The 16,898-nt window shown below is 64.2% G+C and carries 14 protein-coding genes; all 14 read right to left on the bottom strand.

The features are described 5' to 3' along the window. The coding region (locus HY836_RS14685; RefSeq protein ID WP_290677254.1) for a type VI secretion system Vgr family protein at positions 1-2,397 on the bottom strand (2,397 nt) is incomplete at its 3' end. A gap of 119 nt (positions 2,398-2,516) precedes the next feature. After that, positions 2,517-3,302 (bottom strand): M15 family metallopeptidase, encoded by a 786-nt coding sequence (locus HY836_RS14680; RefSeq protein WP_290677252.1) that lies wholly within the window; start codon positions 3,300-3,302, stop codon positions 2,517-2,519. A 94-nt stretch (positions 3,303-3,396) separates the two neighbouring features. Continuing rightward, positions 3,397-4,743, bottom strand: coding sequence for a tetratricopeptide repeat protein (locus HY836_RS14675; RefSeq protein WP_290677250.1), 1,347 nt, complete (start codon positions 4,741-4,743; stop codon positions 3,397-3,399). Further along, positions 4,743-5,315, bottom strand: coding sequence for a hypothetical protein (locus HY836_RS14670; protein ID WP_290677248.1), 573 nt, complete (start codon positions 5,313-5,315; stop codon positions 4,743-4,745). Before HY836_RS14670 ends, HY836_RS14675 begins: the two co-directional genes overlap by 1 nt. 27 nt (positions 5,316-5,342) lie before the next feature. After that, a complete protein-coding gene (gene tssH, locus HY836_RS14665; RefSeq protein WP_290677246.1) occupies positions 5,343-8,060 on the bottom strand; it encodes a type VI secretion system ATPase TssH in 2,718 nt (905 codons plus the stop codon). A gap of 35 nt (positions 8,061-8,095) precedes the next feature. Further along, on the bottom strand, positions 8,096-9,229 hold the full coding sequence (gene tssG / locus HY836_RS14660) for a type VI secretion system baseplate subunit TssG (RefSeq protein ID WP_290677244.1): 1,134 nt from the start codon (positions 9,227-9,229) through the stop codon (positions 8,096-8,098). Positions 9,230-9,240: 11 nt separating this feature from the next. Continuing rightward, positions 9,241-11,130 (bottom strand): type VI secretion system baseplate subunit TssF, encoded by a 1,890-nt coding sequence (gene tssF / locus HY836_RS14655; RefSeq protein WP_290677242.1) that lies wholly within the window; start codon positions 11,128-11,130, stop codon positions 9,241-9,243. Next, on the bottom strand, positions 11,130-11,657 hold the full coding sequence (gene tssE / locus HY836_RS14650; protein ID WP_290677240.1) for a type VI secretion system baseplate subunit TssE: 528 nt from the start codon (positions 11,655-11,657) through the stop codon (positions 11,130-11,132). Before tssE ends, tssF begins: the two co-directional genes overlap by 1 nt. A gap of 32 nt (positions 11,658-11,689) precedes the next feature. Continuing rightward, the gene (locus tag HY836_RS14645; RefSeq protein WP_290677238.1) at positions 11,690-12,523 is read right to left on the bottom strand and encodes a type VI secretion system accessory protein TagJ; all 834 of its coding nucleotides are present in this window, start codon (positions 12,521-12,523) and stop codon (positions 11,690-11,692) included. Positions 12,524-12,543: 20 nt separating this feature from the next. Then, a complete protein-coding gene (locus HY836_RS14640; RefSeq protein ID WP_290677236.1) occupies positions 12,544-13,032 on the bottom strand; it encodes a type VI secretion system tube protein Hcp in 489 nt (162 codons plus the stop codon). A gap of 30 nt (positions 13,033-13,062) precedes the next feature. Continuing rightward, positions 13,063-13,548: a type VI secretion system tube protein Hcp gene (locus HY836_RS14635; RefSeq protein WP_290677234.1), complete on the bottom strand. Its 486-nt coding sequence runs from the start codon at positions 13,546-13,548 to the stop codon at positions 13,063-13,065. A gap of 170 nt (positions 13,549-13,718) precedes the next feature. Continuing rightward, complete coding sequence (tssC, locus tag HY836_RS14630) at positions 13,719-15,212, bottom strand: type VI secretion system contractile sheath large subunit (protein ID WP_290677232.1); 1,494 nt, start codon at positions 15,210-15,212, stop codon at positions 13,719-13,721. Positions 15,213-15,239: 27 nt separating this feature from the next. Continuing rightward, complete coding sequence (tssB, locus tag HY836_RS14625) at positions 15,240-15,746, bottom strand: type VI secretion system contractile sheath small subunit (protein ID WP_290643660.1); 507 nt, start codon at positions 15,744-15,746, stop codon at positions 15,240-15,242. 56 nt (positions 15,747-15,802) lie between these two features. Continuing rightward, positions 15,803-16,840, bottom strand: coding sequence for a type VI secretion system protein TssA (gene tssA, locus HY836_RS14620; protein WP_290677228.1), 1,038 nt, complete (start codon positions 16,838-16,840; stop codon positions 15,803-15,805). Positions 16,841-16,898: the final 58 nt, after the last annotated feature.

Here is a 16,898-nt window from a genome sequence, read left to right as displayed (position 1 = left end):
CTGCGCATCGCCCTGCATGGTCAGGCTCGTGTCCTGGCCGCTGAAGAGGCTGATGCTGCTGGGCGTCACAAAGGCGGCCGTGCTGGGGGTGTCCAGATGCAGCAGGGGCTGGGCGAACTTCTCTACCGGGTCTGCCAGGCTGCGCCCATTGGCTTTCTTCGCTTCATGGCCGTTGACGCTGCCTTCGTGCTTGCCTTGCTGTGCCGGGTCCATCAAGGCCGCATGCGTTTGCAAGGCCTGTTGGCCATCGTGGCTGCTCAGGCCATGTGCGCCTTGCTGGCGGGCGCTCTGGCTCAGTGCATCGCCCAGTTGCTGCGCAGCCTTGAGCTGCCCCACGGCTTCGGCCGCATCCATCTGGGTGCTGTTGACGCTGCTGCCTTGTGCGGTGCGCGCGGTACTGCTCAGCAGCAGGCCCTGGCCGGCGCGCACCACGGCCCAGCCTTCGGTGTGGCCGTAGAAGCCTTCGCCCAGCCATTGGCCGCGTTGGGCATGGCCCTGCCCACCCTGCCCGCTTTGCTGGATGATGCGGCCCAGCGTGAGCTCGTTCCAGCCTGTTTGGCTGCTGTGGCTGGCCAGGCGCATGCGCAACTGGCCGGTGGCGTCATCCACCAGCCATTGGTTGGCGCCCTGGCCGTCCAGGTGGGGGTGGTGCCAGCCCGAGACGGTGCCCGGGTGGTTGGCGCCTGAATCCACGCCAGCAGGCCAGGGCAGATCATGCTGGCCGTTGTGCAACTGGCCAACCACGACGGGGCGATCGATGTCGCCATCCACAAAGTCCACCAGCACTTCGGTGCCGGCACGGGGTGTGAACACGGCGCCCCAGTTGGGGCCGGCCACACCTTGGGCCACGCGCACCCAGGTGCCGCTCTGGGCGTTGCCAGGGGCATGGCCGGTGTCGGCGCCTGCCAGGGTGCTGGGGGCGTTGAGGGCACCAGCCAGTGGTGAGGCGCCACGCTGCCAGCCAAGCTGGATGCGGATGCGGTTGTCTCGGTCGGTGGTGAGGGGCTCACCTTCATCGGCCACCACGATGGCGGTTTGCAGGCCGGGGGCGGTGGGCACCTCAACCGGCATGGGCACGATGCGGGCGCTGGCCGGCACGGCATCGAAGCGGTTGCGGTAACTGCCCTGCTCCACATCCGTGCTGCGCATGATCTGCGCTGCCTCGTGGCCCAGGTTGTTGGCGGCTTCATGCGTGATGCTCAGGGCACAGTAGGCGTTGCTGCTGCCCGAGCCCACATCAGGCAATGCGCCCAGCCCGCCATACAGGCTGTGCTCGGTGATCTGGAAGTTCGCGCCCGGCTTGAGTCCACGCACGGCACTTTGGCCGTAGGCGTACTGCTGCGCCAGCTGATGCGCTGCGATCAGCGCTTCGCTGCGAGCCTGTGCAGCTTGACTGCTGCCAGGCTGGGGTGTGCCCACGCGGCCATCTGCAAAGCGGCGTTGGCCTTGACCAGCGTAGTGCTCCAGCGCGGGCACTTTGCCCAGCTCGATCGTGGCACCGCCCGTGGCGCTCACGCCTGCCAGCTGGCGTTCATCCCACGCAGCCAGCGTGACGGCATTGGTGCCGACCTGCTGCCCCACGCTCCAGGCGGTGATGGTGTCTTGTGCCGAGCCATTTGCCAGCCCGAACACCTGCGCCACCATGGCCATCAGGCCGGATGTGCCTGCGCCACCCGCACCACGCATGTCCGGCCGGCTGTAGCGCAAGGCACCCAAGTCGGGCCTCGCCGCTTGCTGATCCACGATGTGCAGGGTGTGTTTGGCGGCCCGGGCGCCAGCCAGCGCCCCGTCGGTGCTGCCGTCGTGCTCGACCAGCCAGCTCCAGCCTTCGCGGGCCATCAAGCGGGTGATGAACTGCCAGTCGGTTTCTCGGTACTGGGTGGTGATCTCGTGCACGGGGCCCGGATTGACCACATCGAGCTTGAAGCGTGCTTGCGGGTAGGCCTGCAACACCGCGCTGATGATGTCGGCGCTGGTGGCATCTTGAAAGATGCGGGTATCGCGGCGTTGCTTGAGCCAGTGGGTGAAAGCCGCCAGTTGCAGGCGATACGCACCGGCACCGCCATCGCTGCCCAACTGGGCCGCCTGCGCCACATAAGCATGCCAGTTGCGCCAGCTGCCATCGGCCTGCATCACACGCAGCGTGACCTGCTCGCCGGTCAATGCCTTGAGTTCGAGGCTGGCATTGGTGCTGATGCAATCCACCTCGGCCCACAGGGGCTCGTCAGCATGCACACCCTCGGTCAAGGTGAAGCGCTCGACCACCAGGGTGCCGGAGGACAGCGGCGTTTCAAGCTGGATGAGGCGCGTGGCCTGACCTATCGTCAGGCACGCCTTGAGGCGCGAAACGAGATCAGCGCCCAGCCCGGCGAGGCCTCCAGGCAGGGGAAGGTTCATGGGGACAACTCACCTGTGTGGTTTTAGGTATATGTGTGCCCATTTTCGGTGCCCGGGGCACCGCCACCGCCCCCTCCTGCTAGGGGATATTGCAAGCGGTTGTTACTTTGGCCGCGGGCTCAAAGCAGCTTGGCCAGCTCGAAGTGCATGCCATCTCGGCGGCTGAAGTGCCCGCCCCAGTAGAAGCCGAACTGGTGGGCAATGGGCACCAGCTCGTACAAGCAACCAGGGCTGCCGGATGTGGCCGGCTGCGCGCCCAGGCGGTTGTAGGCCGCGTTGATGTCGAAGGCCGTGGCAAACGCATGGTTGGAGAGCACCTGCTCTTCCGCCTTGCCGCGCACGAAGCGGGGGTTGTACGCGCCCTCGTATGACAGCACCAGGGGCATCAGTTTGCGCTTTTGCCATTCGGCCCACAGTGCCTTGAGCTGTTCAGCGCCCTTCTTGTGGAAGGTCATGGAGGAGCTCGCGGGCGCGCCAGCGATGGGTGGCTTGACCAGTTGCGGGATCTTGACCGTCACCAGGTTCTTCGTCGCCCAATCGTTGGTGATCTTCAGGGCCTCGGGATTGCTGGCCGTGGGCGCTGGCACAAAGGCCAGAGGTCCAAAGAGCGCCTGCCGCCCCGCCGTGGAGGTCAGGGGCGCAAAAGCTGGCAGGGCCGGATAGCCATCATCGGATTCGGCGTACTCAACGATCTCGAAGCCCAGCATGGCCGCCTTGCCATAGGTCTGATTGCCGACCTTGCCGTCCACGTCCAGCTTGTGCTTTTTCTGGAAGGCCCAGGTGGCATCGAAGGTGGCCTGGTCATACAGGCCGGTGGCGTTGACGAGATAGCCCTGGCCGCGCAGAAAGTTCTGCCACTGCATGACGATGGCGCCAGACACGCCGGGCTTGAGTACCTTGATCATCTACCGCTCCTGCTTTTGCATGATGGAACATCGTCACGCGCAGGCCCGGCAACGTCCATCCCACGAACGTGGGACGGCAGGACCATTGACACACTCAGCCCAGTTGCCGCGCCCCCACCAGCCAGCCATTGACCGGCTTGCCTCCTTCTTCGCGCAAGACCACGGCCTCCATGTCCAGCACGTTCAGGCCGGCAGCACTGAGCACCTCGATCAGATGCAGACGATGGTGGGCGTAACGGCCGTGAGGCTGGATCTGGTGCGGCAGGCCGGCCTCATCGGGCAAGGCCTCGACCGTGAAAATCAGCGTGCCGCCGGGCTTGAGCGAGCCGGCAGCCTCCTGGATGACCTTGGCCAGGTCACCGAAGTAGCACAGCGTATCTGCCGAGAGCACCACATCCCACTGGCGGGGTGACAGGGTGAGGAACTCGGTCAGCTCGGCCTTGTACAGGTCACGGTAGACGCCCTTGGTCTGCGCGCGATCGAGCATGCCCTTGGAAAGGTCCACGCCCGCCAGCACCTTCGCCCAGGGCGCCATCAACGGACCGCACAGGCCGGTACCGCAGCCTGCATCCAGCATCACGAACTGCTGCTGCGGTGGAGGCAGGTGGCGCGCCATCAGGTCGGCACACAGTTGGGGGGCCTGGTAGTTCAGGCGCTCGTTGAGCACCGACTCGAAGCTCTCGGCAAAGTGATCAAAGGCTTGCTCGACGTAATCATCCGGTGCGCGATCCGGCACGCCGTCACCTGTGCAGGCCGCATACATGTGACGGGCCGTGGGGTGGTCAGGCTCTTGTTCCAGCCATTGGCGATAAACCTCGCCGGCATCGGCGATGCGGCCCATGGCGTAATAGGTGGTGCCCAGCAGTCGGCGCGCTGACGAATCGCCCGGCAGCAACTCCAAAGCCTTGATGTAGTAGGTGATGGCGCCTGCACGATCGCCCTTTTCGGCGTAGAGCAGGCCCATGTTGTTGTGCGCGCTTACATGGCGCGGGTCGAGCTGCATGGCGCGCTCGTAAGATGCATGGGCTTCGTCGAACTGTCGCTGGGCCTTGTAGAGCGCACCCAGGTTGTTGTGCAGATCAGCGTTGTCAGACGCCAGCTCTGTGGCCTGTTGGTAGGCGCCCAGCGCTTTGGCCACTTCACCCCGGCTCATGTAGATGTTGCCAAGGTTATTGAAGAAACCGGCAAAGCCGGGCTCACGCGCCACAGCTTGCTCGATCAAGCGCACGCCTTCGTCGGAGCGCCCCATCTGGTGGCGTGCCATGCCAAGAAGGTGCAGGGCATCCGGGTGGGCCGGTACGGCCTCCAGAATGCGCTCATACAAGGTGCATGCGCCCTCGAGCGAGCCCTCACGGTGCAGCGAGATGGCGTATTGCAAGGCATCATCGATGCCCATTTCGGTGGAGGCGGCTGCGCTGCTGGTCATGTCGGCTTCGTCCATCAGGCAATGTGCAGCATCGATGCGGGAAGGCCTGCTTCGATCCGCTCCAGGGAGTCACATTTGTAAATGGCACTCATATTGCGGACCTTGCCCTTGACGATGTCGTCAATGGACACGGCAATGCCGTCACCTTGCCAAGGATCGCACCATACGGCATGGGGTCCCCAGGAGCGCAGATTGTCGGACTGCGCGCCCGGATCCAAGCCAATCACCACCCAGGCGTGGTCATAGCCCGGATTGCTGAAATACACGAGATCGACCGGATGGATCCCCGCGTCGAAGATATGCAGCAAGGCGATTTCCGCCTGCTCCTGGCAATTGCCGTATCCGACAGCGATGCTATGCGCGACCTTGGGGCGAAGGTTGCCGAACGCCACACCACGCGTGACGCCCACTCCCGCGCCAGCCACACCGAGGTCGCCGGTGCGCATGCCCAGGTCAGTGCCGATGGCGCGCTCAATGCCGCCTTCGGCCGCCAACCGATCCGACACCTTGTTGCAGGCACGGATGCCCAGCCCCTTCACATAGGCCACGGCATTGGCCGCTGCCACCAGATTCTCGGCAAGTGCCATGACGATCTCCTTGAAAGTTGAAGCAGTTCACTCGAAGTGATACGAGAAGTTGTTGGCCTGCGCATCCACTCGGACCAACTCGATGGGGTGCCCCGACAGCATGCGGTTGAGGAACTCGCGGCTGATGTCAGGCAGCATGGTGTTGGTGAGGATCGCATCGATCATGCGGCCACCGGATTCGCTCTCGGTGCAGCGCGCCAGGATCAGCTTGATCACCTCGTCGCTGTAGCTGAACGGCACCTTGTAGCGCTGCTCGACGCGCTTCTGGATGCGGCCAAGTTGCAGCCTGGTGATCATGCCCAGGACCTCATCGCTCAATGGGTAATAGGGGATGGTGACCAGGCGGCCCAACAACGCAGGCGGGAAGATCTTGAGCAGCGGCTCGCGCAGGGCCTTGGCCATGCCTTCCGGATCGGGCATCAGCTCGGGGTCGCTGCACAGGCTGGCGATGGTGTCGGTGCCGGCGTTGGTGGTCAGCAGGATCATCGTGTTCTTGAAGTCGATGACGCGGCCTTCGCCGTCTTCCATCCAGCCCTTGTCGAAGACCTGGAAGAAGATCTCGTGCACATCGTGGTGGGCCTTTTCGACTTCATCGAGCAGCACCACACTGTAGGGGCGACGGCGCACGGCCTCGGTCAGCACACCGCCTTCGCCGTAACCCACATAGCCGGGAGGCGCGCCCTTGAGCGTGGACACGGTGTGGGCTTCCTGGTACTCGCTCATGTTGATGGTGATGAGGTTCTGCTCACCGCCATACATGGCTTCGGCCAGGGCCAGCGCGGTTTCGGTCTTGCCAACGCCGGAGGTACCGGCCAGCATGAAGACGCCAATGGGCTTATTGGGATTGTCCAGCCCGGCACGTGAGGTCTGGATGCGCTTGGAGATCATCTCCATGGCGTGATCCTGGCCTACCACGCGTTGCGCCAGCAGCTTGGGCAGATTGAGGATGGTCTCGATCTCGTTGGCAGCCATGCGGCCCACGGGGATGCCCGTCCAGTCACCCACGACACTGGCCACGGCCTGGTAATCGACCGTGGGCAGGATCAGCGGGGTTTCGCCTTGCAGTGTCGTCAGCTCGCTTTGCACCTGCTTGAGTTCGGCCAAAGCATCGGCACGTTCGGCTTCGGTCAGCGTGGGATGCAGTTCGGCAGCGGCGGCGGCATCGCCCTTTTTCTCTAGCTGGCTGCTGGTGCCTTCCACCGGCTCGATGGCACCACGCAGCTTGGCTCTCAAGCCCAGCAGGCGATCGACCAGGCCCTTCTCGGCTTCCCAGCGTTTGTCCAATGCATCCAGGCGGGTGTGTTCAACGGCCAGCAGTTCCTTGACGTGCGCTTCGCGAGCCACGGTGTCCACGCCGATGGCGGTTTCGCGGCCGATGATGGCCAGCTCGGTCTCCAGGGCTTCGATGCGCTTGCGGCTGTCGTCCACTTCAGCCGGTGTGGCGTGCAGGCTCACGGCCACACGGGCGCAGGCGGTGTCCAGCAGGCTGACGGATTTGTCGGGCAACTGGCGCGCGGGGATGTAGCGGTGCGAGAGCTTGACGGCAGCTTCCAGCGCCTCATCGAGGATCTGGACCTTGTGGTGCGTCTCCATCGTCGAGGCCACGCCGCGCATCATCAACAGGGCCTTGGGCTCATCGGGCTCGTCCACGGTCACGCTCTGGAAGCGACGAGTCAGCGCGGGGTCCTTCTCGATGTGCTTCTTGTACTCGGCAAAGGTGGTGGCACCGATGGTACGCAGTTGACCACGCGCCAGCGCGGGCTTGAGCAGGTTGGCGGCATCGCCCGTGCCGGCGGCACCACCGGCACCCACCAGGGTGTGGGTTTCATCGATGAACAGGATGATGGGCTTGGGGCTGGCTTGCACCTCGTCAATCACCGAGCGCAAGCGCTGTTCGAACTCGCCCTTCATGCTGGCACCAGCTTGCAGCAGGCCCACGTCCAGCGAGCGCAGTTCCACGTCCTTGAGCGAGGGCGGCACGTCGCCACGGGCGATGCGCTGGGCAAAACCTTCGACCACAGCGGTCTTGCCCACACCGGCTTCACCAATGAGGATGGGGTTGTTCTGACGGCGGCGCATCAGGATGTCGACCACCTGGCGGATCTCGTCGTCACGGCCCACGATGGGGTCCATCTTGCCGCCGCGAGCCTGCTCGGTCAGGTCGGTGGTGAAGCGCTTGAGGGCTTCCTGCTTGCCCATGGCGGCCGGCGAGATCGCATCGCTGGCTTCACCAGGGGCTGCGCCGCTTTCGGAGGCACTTTGCGCGGCTTCAGGCGAGGCTGACAGCAACTCGGTGAAACGCTCGGTCAGGTCATCGACGCGGATGCGTTCGAACTGGCGCGAGATGGCGACCAGAGCATTGCGCAGGGTCGGCGTCTTGAGCATGCCGATCACCAGGTAGCCGGTGCGCACCTGGCGATCGCCGAACATCAGCGAGCCATAGACCCAGCCACGCTCCACGGCGTTCTCCACGAAGGTGGAGAGGTCGGAGATCGACGAAGCACCGCGTGGCAGGCGATCCAGCGCGGCGGTCAGGTCAGACGCCAGCGTGGAGGTGTCGAGCTCGTAGGCCTTGATGATGCGGTGCAGGTCGGAATCCGGGTTGTTCAGGATCTGTGCAAACCAGTGTTGCAGCTCCACATAGGGATTGCCGCGCATCTTGCAAAAGACCGTGGCGCCTTCGATGGCCTTGTAGGCCAGCGGATTGAGCTTGCCGAATAGGGCGGTGCGGCTGATTTCAGACATGGGAGGCTCCTTGTGGATTCGGTTCGGTGTTCAGTTCAAGGCGTGGGCGTTTCAAGCCGCAGGCGCATGTCGGCGCGATCAGGGTGCGGGCCCTTGCGGCCCAGCCAGGCGTTGAGGCCCAGTTGCGCGCCTGTGGCGGTGCTGGTACGAGGGCGTGGTTTGAGCTGCAAGGCAGGGACTTCGGTGCCCTGGAGCACCAGGCGGGTTTCGCAAGACAGGCTGAAGCCCACGTACTGGCGCAACCAGTCGCGCAGTGCAGTGCGCGCGGGCTGGCCGGGCAGGAAGCGCTGGTACTGCTCGTAGCTCAAGGGCCCGATGCGCAGACGGAAGTTGGATTGACGATCCCACACGCGCTTGCCCAGGACGGCTCGCTGGCCCAGTGCCGTGTTGCGGCCTGGTGCGGTACTGGGCAGCAGGCGGCTGCGGTCTTCGTCCTGCAGATCCAGCCAGTGGCCCACCGAAGACTCGATGCTGACTGGCACACCAAAGTAGCTTTGCAGGATCTTGATCAGGCCTTCGGCATTGCGCGGCCCGCGTGCCAGCGCTGCGGCATGCAGGCGCTTGGCGTCGTCAGGGATGGCATCGCGCTGCGCGAAGGGCTTGCCGGCCTGGCCGAACAGGGCGCTGACCCAGCGAGAAAAGTCATCGTCCCATGGGCGATCACGGTGCACGACCGGGCGTGACTGCGCCCAGGCTTTGAAGAAGAGCAGCGCCGCACGGTGGTGGAACACATCGGCGAAACGCATCATGGTGGGGTCACCATGGCTGCGGGCGCGCTCACGCACGTACTCGGTCAGGTGCAGCGGCATCGGGCCCATGGGGCCGAACAAGCCGAAGCTGCGCTGGCCGATGCGGGGCACCTGACCATCGGCAGCCTGGAACGAATGCAGGTTGGCGGGCGCGAAGTCCAGCTCCGGATCCTGGCCTACACGTGCAGCCTCATCGCGAGGGCGCAAGGCGTCACCCAGTCGGGGCGATTGCGGGTTGTGCGCCTGGATGCGGCGCAGCACCTGAAACAGGTCATGCGCATAGGGTGCCTGTGCCAGTTGCCCCCACAGTTGCTGCAGGGCCTCCTGGTCTTTCGGTGCAGCCTCGGTGGGCGCACGCGAAGGCAGCATCACCGATGGCGGCGCCAGGTCATCGAAGAAGGATTCGTCAGCGGGGCTCATCGCTGGCGCCCTCAAACGATGGCGGTCTGACCCACGCGGGGCGACCATTGCATGACCATGCCTCGCGAAGCTGTGCGCAGCCGCGTTTCGGTGAAGCTGTTGATGGCGGCCTGACGTGCAAAGAAGTGCTCCAGCACGCTGCCCATCAGCACGGTGCTGGTGCCTTGCAGGCCCATGTCATCGAGCTCCAGATCAATCTGCACGCCCGAGCCGAAAGCCAGGCGCCCTGGCCCCGGCAGGCGACGCGCCACCTGGCGCGCCGTGACCGAGCGGATGCTGTCGACCTGCTTGCGCCAGCTGGCGTCCCCTTCGGGGCCATGCAGGCTCAGCAGGCTGCGCAAGGCGGCGGCGGCCTTTTGCGGGTCTTCACCCGCGATGGACAGGTAGTTGAGCGTCAGCTGGCTGATCAGCGACCAGCCCAGATCTCCACGCACCAGGCGCTGCACCACAGGCGTCGGCCCGCGCAGACATTGCACGCCCTTGACGGGCCCGGTGGCATCCAGCGCCCAGGCCTGCGAGCCGGTGCTCGCATCCCGCTGGCCGGCACCGGGCAAGAGCATGGGCAGATCGCGGTTGCTCACCAGGGCCGAGACGGCCAGTTGCCGGAGCTCTTCCGGATACGGCGCGTTGGCCGGGTCCACCAGGGACACGAATACTTCGCTGCCGATGTAGGACGAGCGCGTGCCCTGCTCACGCTGGCGCTGAGACAGCATGCGCGGCTCGCGGCGCACCGTGTAATAGGCGGGATGCGAACTGCTCTCGGTGTGGAACGCCGCGTACAGGGGATGGAAATCCTGCTCGGCCACACGCCCTGTGCCAAAGCCCGTGATGGACTCGATGCTGTAGACCTCGAAGTCCATCGGCCGTGTGCGATCGGGCACCACGTGGTGCTCGGGCTGCGAGGCCGTCAGGGCGATGCGGTCCAGGCGCTTGGGGAACAGGTTGATGGCGGGCGTGCAGTACAGCGACAGGCTGTTGGCGTCCACCAATGATTCCAGCGAGGCGTCGCCCTTGGAAAACAGGATGACGACCTCGAACTCGTTGCCCTTGATGCGCTGCACACGATGACGCAGTTGCGACAGCTCGACAAACATCAGGCGCTGCGGCATGGCCGCAAACTCCTGGAGGATGCGGTGCCCGGAGAAGCCACGCAGGGTCTCGGGCAGCAGGGCCTGGTCGTCGTCAAAGCCTTGCTGCTGCAGGCTGTCGGCATGCGCCCATTGCGCGCGGGCCTGGGCTGCATCCACCGGCAACCACGTGCCCAGGGTGGCCGTGGTCAACAGTTCATGCAGGCGCAAGGCGGTTTCGTCAGGTGCGCTGATGTAGAAGGACAGCGCGTCCACCGGCAACTGGCTGGCCTGCAAGCCGCCCTGCACACGCAGGCGCAAACGCAAGCCACCGCGCACCTGGCGGGCCACCGGCAGCTGCGCCAGCGGCAGATCCGGCGCATGGCTGAAGTACTGCACATTGACCAGCTCGATCGGCCACAGCGTGACCTCATGAGCGGTGCGGAAGGTGCAGCGCGTGCCCTGGCCACGCGTCACTTCACTCGTGACGGTGGACTGGCGCGGCACCGTGAAGCCCTTGGCCAAGGCCGGGTCCGCCAGATCGGGCTGCAGGCGCGCCACCATCATGGCGGGCACCGGCGAGAGGAAGTTCGGGTAGACCGTTTCCAGCAGGTGCTGGATGAAGCGCGGGTACTCGGCGTCCAGCTTGAGCTGGGTGCGCGCGGCCATGAAGGCAAAGCCTTCAAGCAGGCGCTCGACATAAGGATCGGCCACTTCCAGGCCATCCATGGTCAGGCGAGAGGCGATCTTGGGGAACTCGCGCGCGAACTCGGCGCCGACCTCGCGCAGGTGAGCCAGCTCCTGGTTGTAGAGCTTGAGCAGTCCGGGATCCATCAGCGGCGTCCTCCATCGATGGTGGATGGGCTGCCATCACGCACCTTGACCTGGCCGGCTTCCAGATCCAGCTGGGTGCGCAAAAGCAGCTCCAGCGGAATGGGCTGCGCCCACAGAAAGCCACGGATCTCGAATTCGATGATGTTGTGTGCGTCCAGCATGGCGCCACCATCCACAGCCTTGACGACCAGGGAATGCTCCAGGATGCGCGGCTCGAAGCGCAGGATGGCATCCCGCAAGGATTGCTCCACGCTGGGCACATCCACCTTCGATGCCAGTTGGCCCGACATGGGCGGCAAACCATAGTTCAGCACCGACTCGGCCACATACGGCGCCTCATCGGCCTGCTTGCCCAGGGGCTGCACGGCATTGAGCAACCAGCTCAGGTCACGCAGCACGGCCTGGCGCAGCTGGTTCTTGTTGAGCACGCGGCGGTCATCCGCATCGTGCGTGTTCTCGGGGTTGTCGTCGGTCAGCCGGTCCAGCAAGGCGGGCTGGAGGCGGTCACGCAAATCGTTCGTGGCCATGCTGCTGACGACTTCCTGCCCAAGGCGATGGATCAGGCCGCAGCCTGGTCGGACGCCGCCACCGACGCCACATTCAGCGTCACGGTGCGCACATCCAGCAAGCCGACTTCGGCCTGGTCCGTCGTCAGCAAACGCTGGCCCACGCCACGGTACTGACCGGGCGACATTTCGAGCCAGTCGGTGCGGCGTGACAGCCTCACCAGGTTGTCGGCGCCTTCCGGCATGGGGGCGTAACGCGTGGGCACGAGTGCCACGGTGCCGCCACCATTGGGGAACTCCAGCGCGGCGGGCAACCAGACCATGTCGCGCAAATCGCTGGGCGGCTCGAAGGTGATCGAGGCCACCGACGAGAAGGGCAACCAGCCGTACTTGCCGTTGATGATCACTTCCAGCACCGGGCCCAAGCGCGAATCGGCATCGGCCACCCACTCGAAGGGCTCGCCGTTGAGCGCGCCACTCACCGTGGGTGCGGCTTCCAGGGCCTGCCCGCGCAGGTGCGTGGCCAGGGCGTGATCGCCACGGGCGTCGGCCTGCACGGCCTCCACCAGATGAGCCACCCAGGCTTGGGGTTGGCCAAAGACCATCGGTGTGGTCTGGCCGTTGAACACGGCATCACGCAAGGCCTCGCACTTGATGGCCTCGCGGTAGGTGTTGACCATGGCCAGCGTGCCGGCATCCAGCTCACCGCACACGCTCAGCTGGTTCATCGCCCGTGTCCACTGGCCATCGACGGCCAGCAACTGGAACAGGAAGATGCGCAACTTGGGGTGCGAAGGCTGTGCACGCACGCCGTCCTGCAGATACTGCAGGGCCTGCTTGAGGTCGCCTTGTTTGAGTGCCTGCTCGGCCGCTTCCACCGTGTTCATGTGTCAGGTTCCTCCAGCGATCAGGCTGGGGTGATTTCGGTTTCAAAGGTGGTGGCACCGCCACCGCCGCCCGTTCCGGTCTGGGGTTGATACTGCACGTTGACCTTGAAGAAGGCAATACGCAGTTCTTCCACGACCTCGGGTTGGTCGTCGCCCACGGATCCGATCTTGTGCGACATGACGCGCGCCTTCTCGATCGTGATCTTGAGGTAATCCACCGCCGCCTCACCCCCTGCCTTGCGCACCGACAAGGTCACCTTTTTCAAGGGCTCGTTGGCACGCAGCGCGGACATCAGCGCGGTGGACGCACGGTCCACACGCTTGCGGATGACCAGCTCCTGCAAGGTGGTGCGGGCAGACGCGCCGCCGAAAGACGCGGCAGAAACATCCATGCCCCAGTTCCATCCGATGACATCGACTTCATCGATGTGACCGGGCACATTCGAATCGCCCTTGATCGGGCCCTGACGGGTGCCCTCGATCTTGAGGAACATGTCGGAAAGGGACATGGTGTGCTCCTGCCTCGTTCAGTCTTTGGATCAGCCTTGTGGCTTGTTGGCGGGGATGTCCCATGCAGCCGTAGAAGTAGCGCCAGCGCCGCCTTCCTTGGACTGGATGGTGTACTCGACCTTGAACTTGGCGAAGTTCAGGACAACGTTTTCCGTCAGACGGTCTTCGCCACCCGAACCACCGGTCTGCACCGACGACACGAGCACGTCGGTCAGGGTGATCTTGATGTACTCGAGGGGCTTGTCACCGGCCTTGCGCACGGTCAGCTTGGCTTCCTTGATGTGAGTGCCCTTGCAGGCGGCCACGATCAGAGCGGTCGAGCTGGAATCCACCCACTTGGTCAGCGAGATGTCCTGCACATTGACCTTGCCAGCGCCAGCGCCGGAGCCATGGTGTGCAGAGCCCGACTGGGACAGGCCCCAGCTCCAGGCCAGCACGTCGATTTCGTCGGCGTGCTTGTCGTCTTTCGACTCACCCTTGATATCACCAATCTTGATGAACATGTCCACTGCCATGATGCTTCTCCATTAAGTTGAGCGACCCGATTTGAAATGAATGAACCGGGGGGAAATCGGTGCAGAGATGGGTCAGTACCCCGCACCACCGGCGTGTTGAAGCCGGGCCAAGCAGAACTTGGCCCTCAGGAACGCTTGTTTCTGGCGTCCGGGTCAGGTGATCGGCCTGATCAGGCGGCCTTTTGTGAAGGCAGTTTCGAAACCAGACGCAGCGACACGGTCAGCCCTTCCAGCTGGTAATGCGGACGCAGGAAGAACTTCGATGTGTAGTAACCGGGGTTGCCTTCGACGTCCTCGACCACCACTTCAGCGGCAGCCAGCGGGCGACGAGCCTTGGTTTCCTCGGAGGAGTGAGCGGGGTCTCCGTCCACGTAGTTCATGATCCAGTCCTGCAGCCAGCGCTGAACTTCACCGCGCTCCTTGAAGGAGCCGATCTTGTCGCGCACGATGCACTTGAGGTAGTGCGCGAAGCGGCAGGTGGCAAACAGGTAGGGCAGGCGGGCCGCCAGGTTGGCGTTGGCCGATGCATCCGGATCATCGTACTCGGCAGGCTTTTGCAGCGACTGGGCACCGATGAACGCGGCGAAGTCCGAGTTCTTCTTGTGCACCAGAGGCATGAAGCCATTCTTGGCCAGCTCGGCCTCGCGGCGGTCGCTGATGGCGATTTCGGTGGGGCACTTCATGTCGACACCACCGTCATCGGTCGGGAAGGTGTGCGTGGGCAGACCTTCCACCGCACCGCCGGACTCGATGCCGCGGATGCGCGAGCACCAGCCATACATCTTGAACGAGCGGTTGATGTTCACGGCCATGGCGTAGGCCGAGTTCACCCAGGTGTACTTGGTGTGGTCGGCGCCGGCCGTGTCTTCTTCGAAGTCGAAGGCTTCCACGGGGTTGGTTTTGGCACCGTAGGGCTGACGGCCCAGGAAACGGGGCATGGCCAGACCAATGTAGCGGGCGTCGTCCGACTCGCGCAGCGAGCGCCAGGCGGCGTACTCGGGCGTGGTGAAGATCTTGGTCAGGTCACGCGGGTTGGCCAACTCTTGCCATGACTCCATGCCCATCAGGCCGGGGCCAGGCGCAGCGATGAAAGGCGTGTGGGCTGCGGCGCAGACCTTGGCCATTTCACCCAGCCACTCGACGTCAGGCGGCGTGTGGTCGAAGAAGTAGTCGCCCACCAGGCAGCCGAAGGGCTCGCCACCGAACTGGCCGTATTCTTCTTCGTACACCTTCTTGAACAGCGGGCTTTGATCCCAGGCGGTGCCCTTGAACTTCTTGAGGGTCTTGCCCACGTCGTTCTTCGAGATGTTGAAGACGCGGATCTTCAGCATTTCGTCGGTTTCGGTGTTGTTGACCAGGTAGCTCAGACCGCGCCAGGCCGATTCCAGCTGCTGGAACTCGGGGTGGTGCAGGATCTTGTTGACCTGCTCGGACATCTTGGCGTCGAGCGCGGCGATCATGGCTTCGATCGAGCCGATGACGTCGCTGCTGATCAGCTTGGTCTGGGACAGGGCTTGCTGGGCCAAGGTCAGAACGGCTTGTTCAACGGCCGACTTGGCGTTGTCGTTCTGGGGCTTGAATTCCTTGTTGAGCAGGGAGGCGAAATCACCACCCTGGTACTCGACGCCCTGCAGGGCTGCGCTTTGAACTTGTGCTTCGGACATGTCGTCAACTCCTAGCTAAGGCTTTTCTTATTGAGCGCCGTCTTCGGGCTTCTTGGCGGCTGCCAGCGACTTCAGCAGGGCTTCGTCGTTCAGGACCTTGGCCAGCAGCTCTTCAGCGCCGGTCTTGCCGTCCATGTAGGTGACCAGGTTGGCCAGTTGCTGACGGGCTTCGAGCAGCTGCTTCAAGCCATCGACCTTGGCGGCCACGGCGGCAGGCGAGAAGTCGTCCATGCTTTCAAAGGTCAGGTCGATGGCCAGATTGCCTTCACCGGTCAGGGTGTTGGGCACCTGGAAGGCCACGCGGGGCTTCATCGACTTCATGCGGGCGTCGAAGTTATCGACGTCGAAGTCCAGGAACTTGCGATCGGCCACGGGTGCCAGCGGTTCGGTGGGCTTGCCCGACAGGTCGGAGAGCACGCCCATCACGAAGGGCAGTTGCACCTTCTTCTCGGCGCCGTAGAGCTCGACGTCGTACTCGATCTGCACGCGCGGAGCGCGGTTACGGGCAATGAATTTTTGACTACTGGTGGCCATGCTTCGCTCCTGGTTCCTTGGGTTTCACTGGCATTGAAAACGGATCACACGCTCTGTCAATACTGGTCGTTGGGAACGCCGGCCAGCTTGGAGATCGTGTCGACACCATCGGGCACGAGATCCCGGATGATGTCCATGAAGTTCTTGCTCATCAAGCGCTGGGCGCGGCGAATGAGCAGGGGTGCGGGGTTGGAGGGCTCATTGAGCTCGATCCATTCGCAGACTTTTTCGAGGGCCTGCACGGCGTCGTCGCGGGTGCGCAGCACGCCTGCCGTGGTGGCCACAGCCATGTGGGCGGCGCCGCCTGTCGCCATGGCGGCATCGCCGCCCACATCTGCTGTCGCCGCATTGTCTGCACCGGTGCGCGCACCGGATGCCACCTTGGCCGCGTCGCTGATGGTTTGCAGCAGCACGCGCAAGGGGCGGAATTCGGGGCCGGAAATCGTGGCCTTTTCGGTCACCACGGTGTCGATGGCGGTCACGGTATCAACCATGCCGGACAGCGCTGCCAGCAAGCCGGCCTGTTGACCTTCGGCTTCCAGCAAGGCCTGGTTGATGCCGGCCGGCGGGGTAACGCTTTCACCTTCATTGGGCTGGGCCTTGCCCGCAGCCAGCTCGAAATCACGCCCGGTGATGCCGCTGCGGCCTGCGCCCAGGCCCGACTTGCGGATGTCGGCCAGGAAGCTGGCGCCATCGACCAGGGGGGCCAGCGCGTTGAGGCGCATGGTGGGGTCGTTGTCGTCGTCGGCATCCAGCATGGGGTGCACGTGATCCCAGTACTGCGTCAGCAGGCCGTGGATCAGGCGCAGACCGTCGGCGGCGGCGGCCAGGCCTTGCAGGCGGGTGGACGAGCGCAGCAGGTGAACCGCCACGCGCACGTCCTTGGTGCGGGTCATCAATTCGCCGGACAGGGTCTGGACCTTGCGCCAGTCGGGATCCTCAGCCGGGATGATGGTGTCACCGAACTGTTGCTCGGGCTTGCCGCGCGCGGCGTCCTCCAGAGCCAGAAAGGCGCTGTCGTATTCCAGGTCCGGACCACAGGGCTCGCTTTCGCCAACCGGGGTCAGGAGGGTATCGACATCAATCAGGGCCATGGTGTGTTCCGACTCGTTTTCAATGCTTCATCAGACGATGGTACGCACTGTAGGTTCG

Source organism: Aquabacterium sp., assembly GCF_016234775.1.
Taxonomy (GTDB): domain Bacteria; phylum Pseudomonadota; class Gammaproteobacteria; order Burkholderiales; family Burkholderiaceae_C; genus Aquabacterium.
The sequence above is the reverse complement of the archived record's forward strand: the minus strand, read 5'-3'. Positions and strand labels throughout refer to the sequence as shown.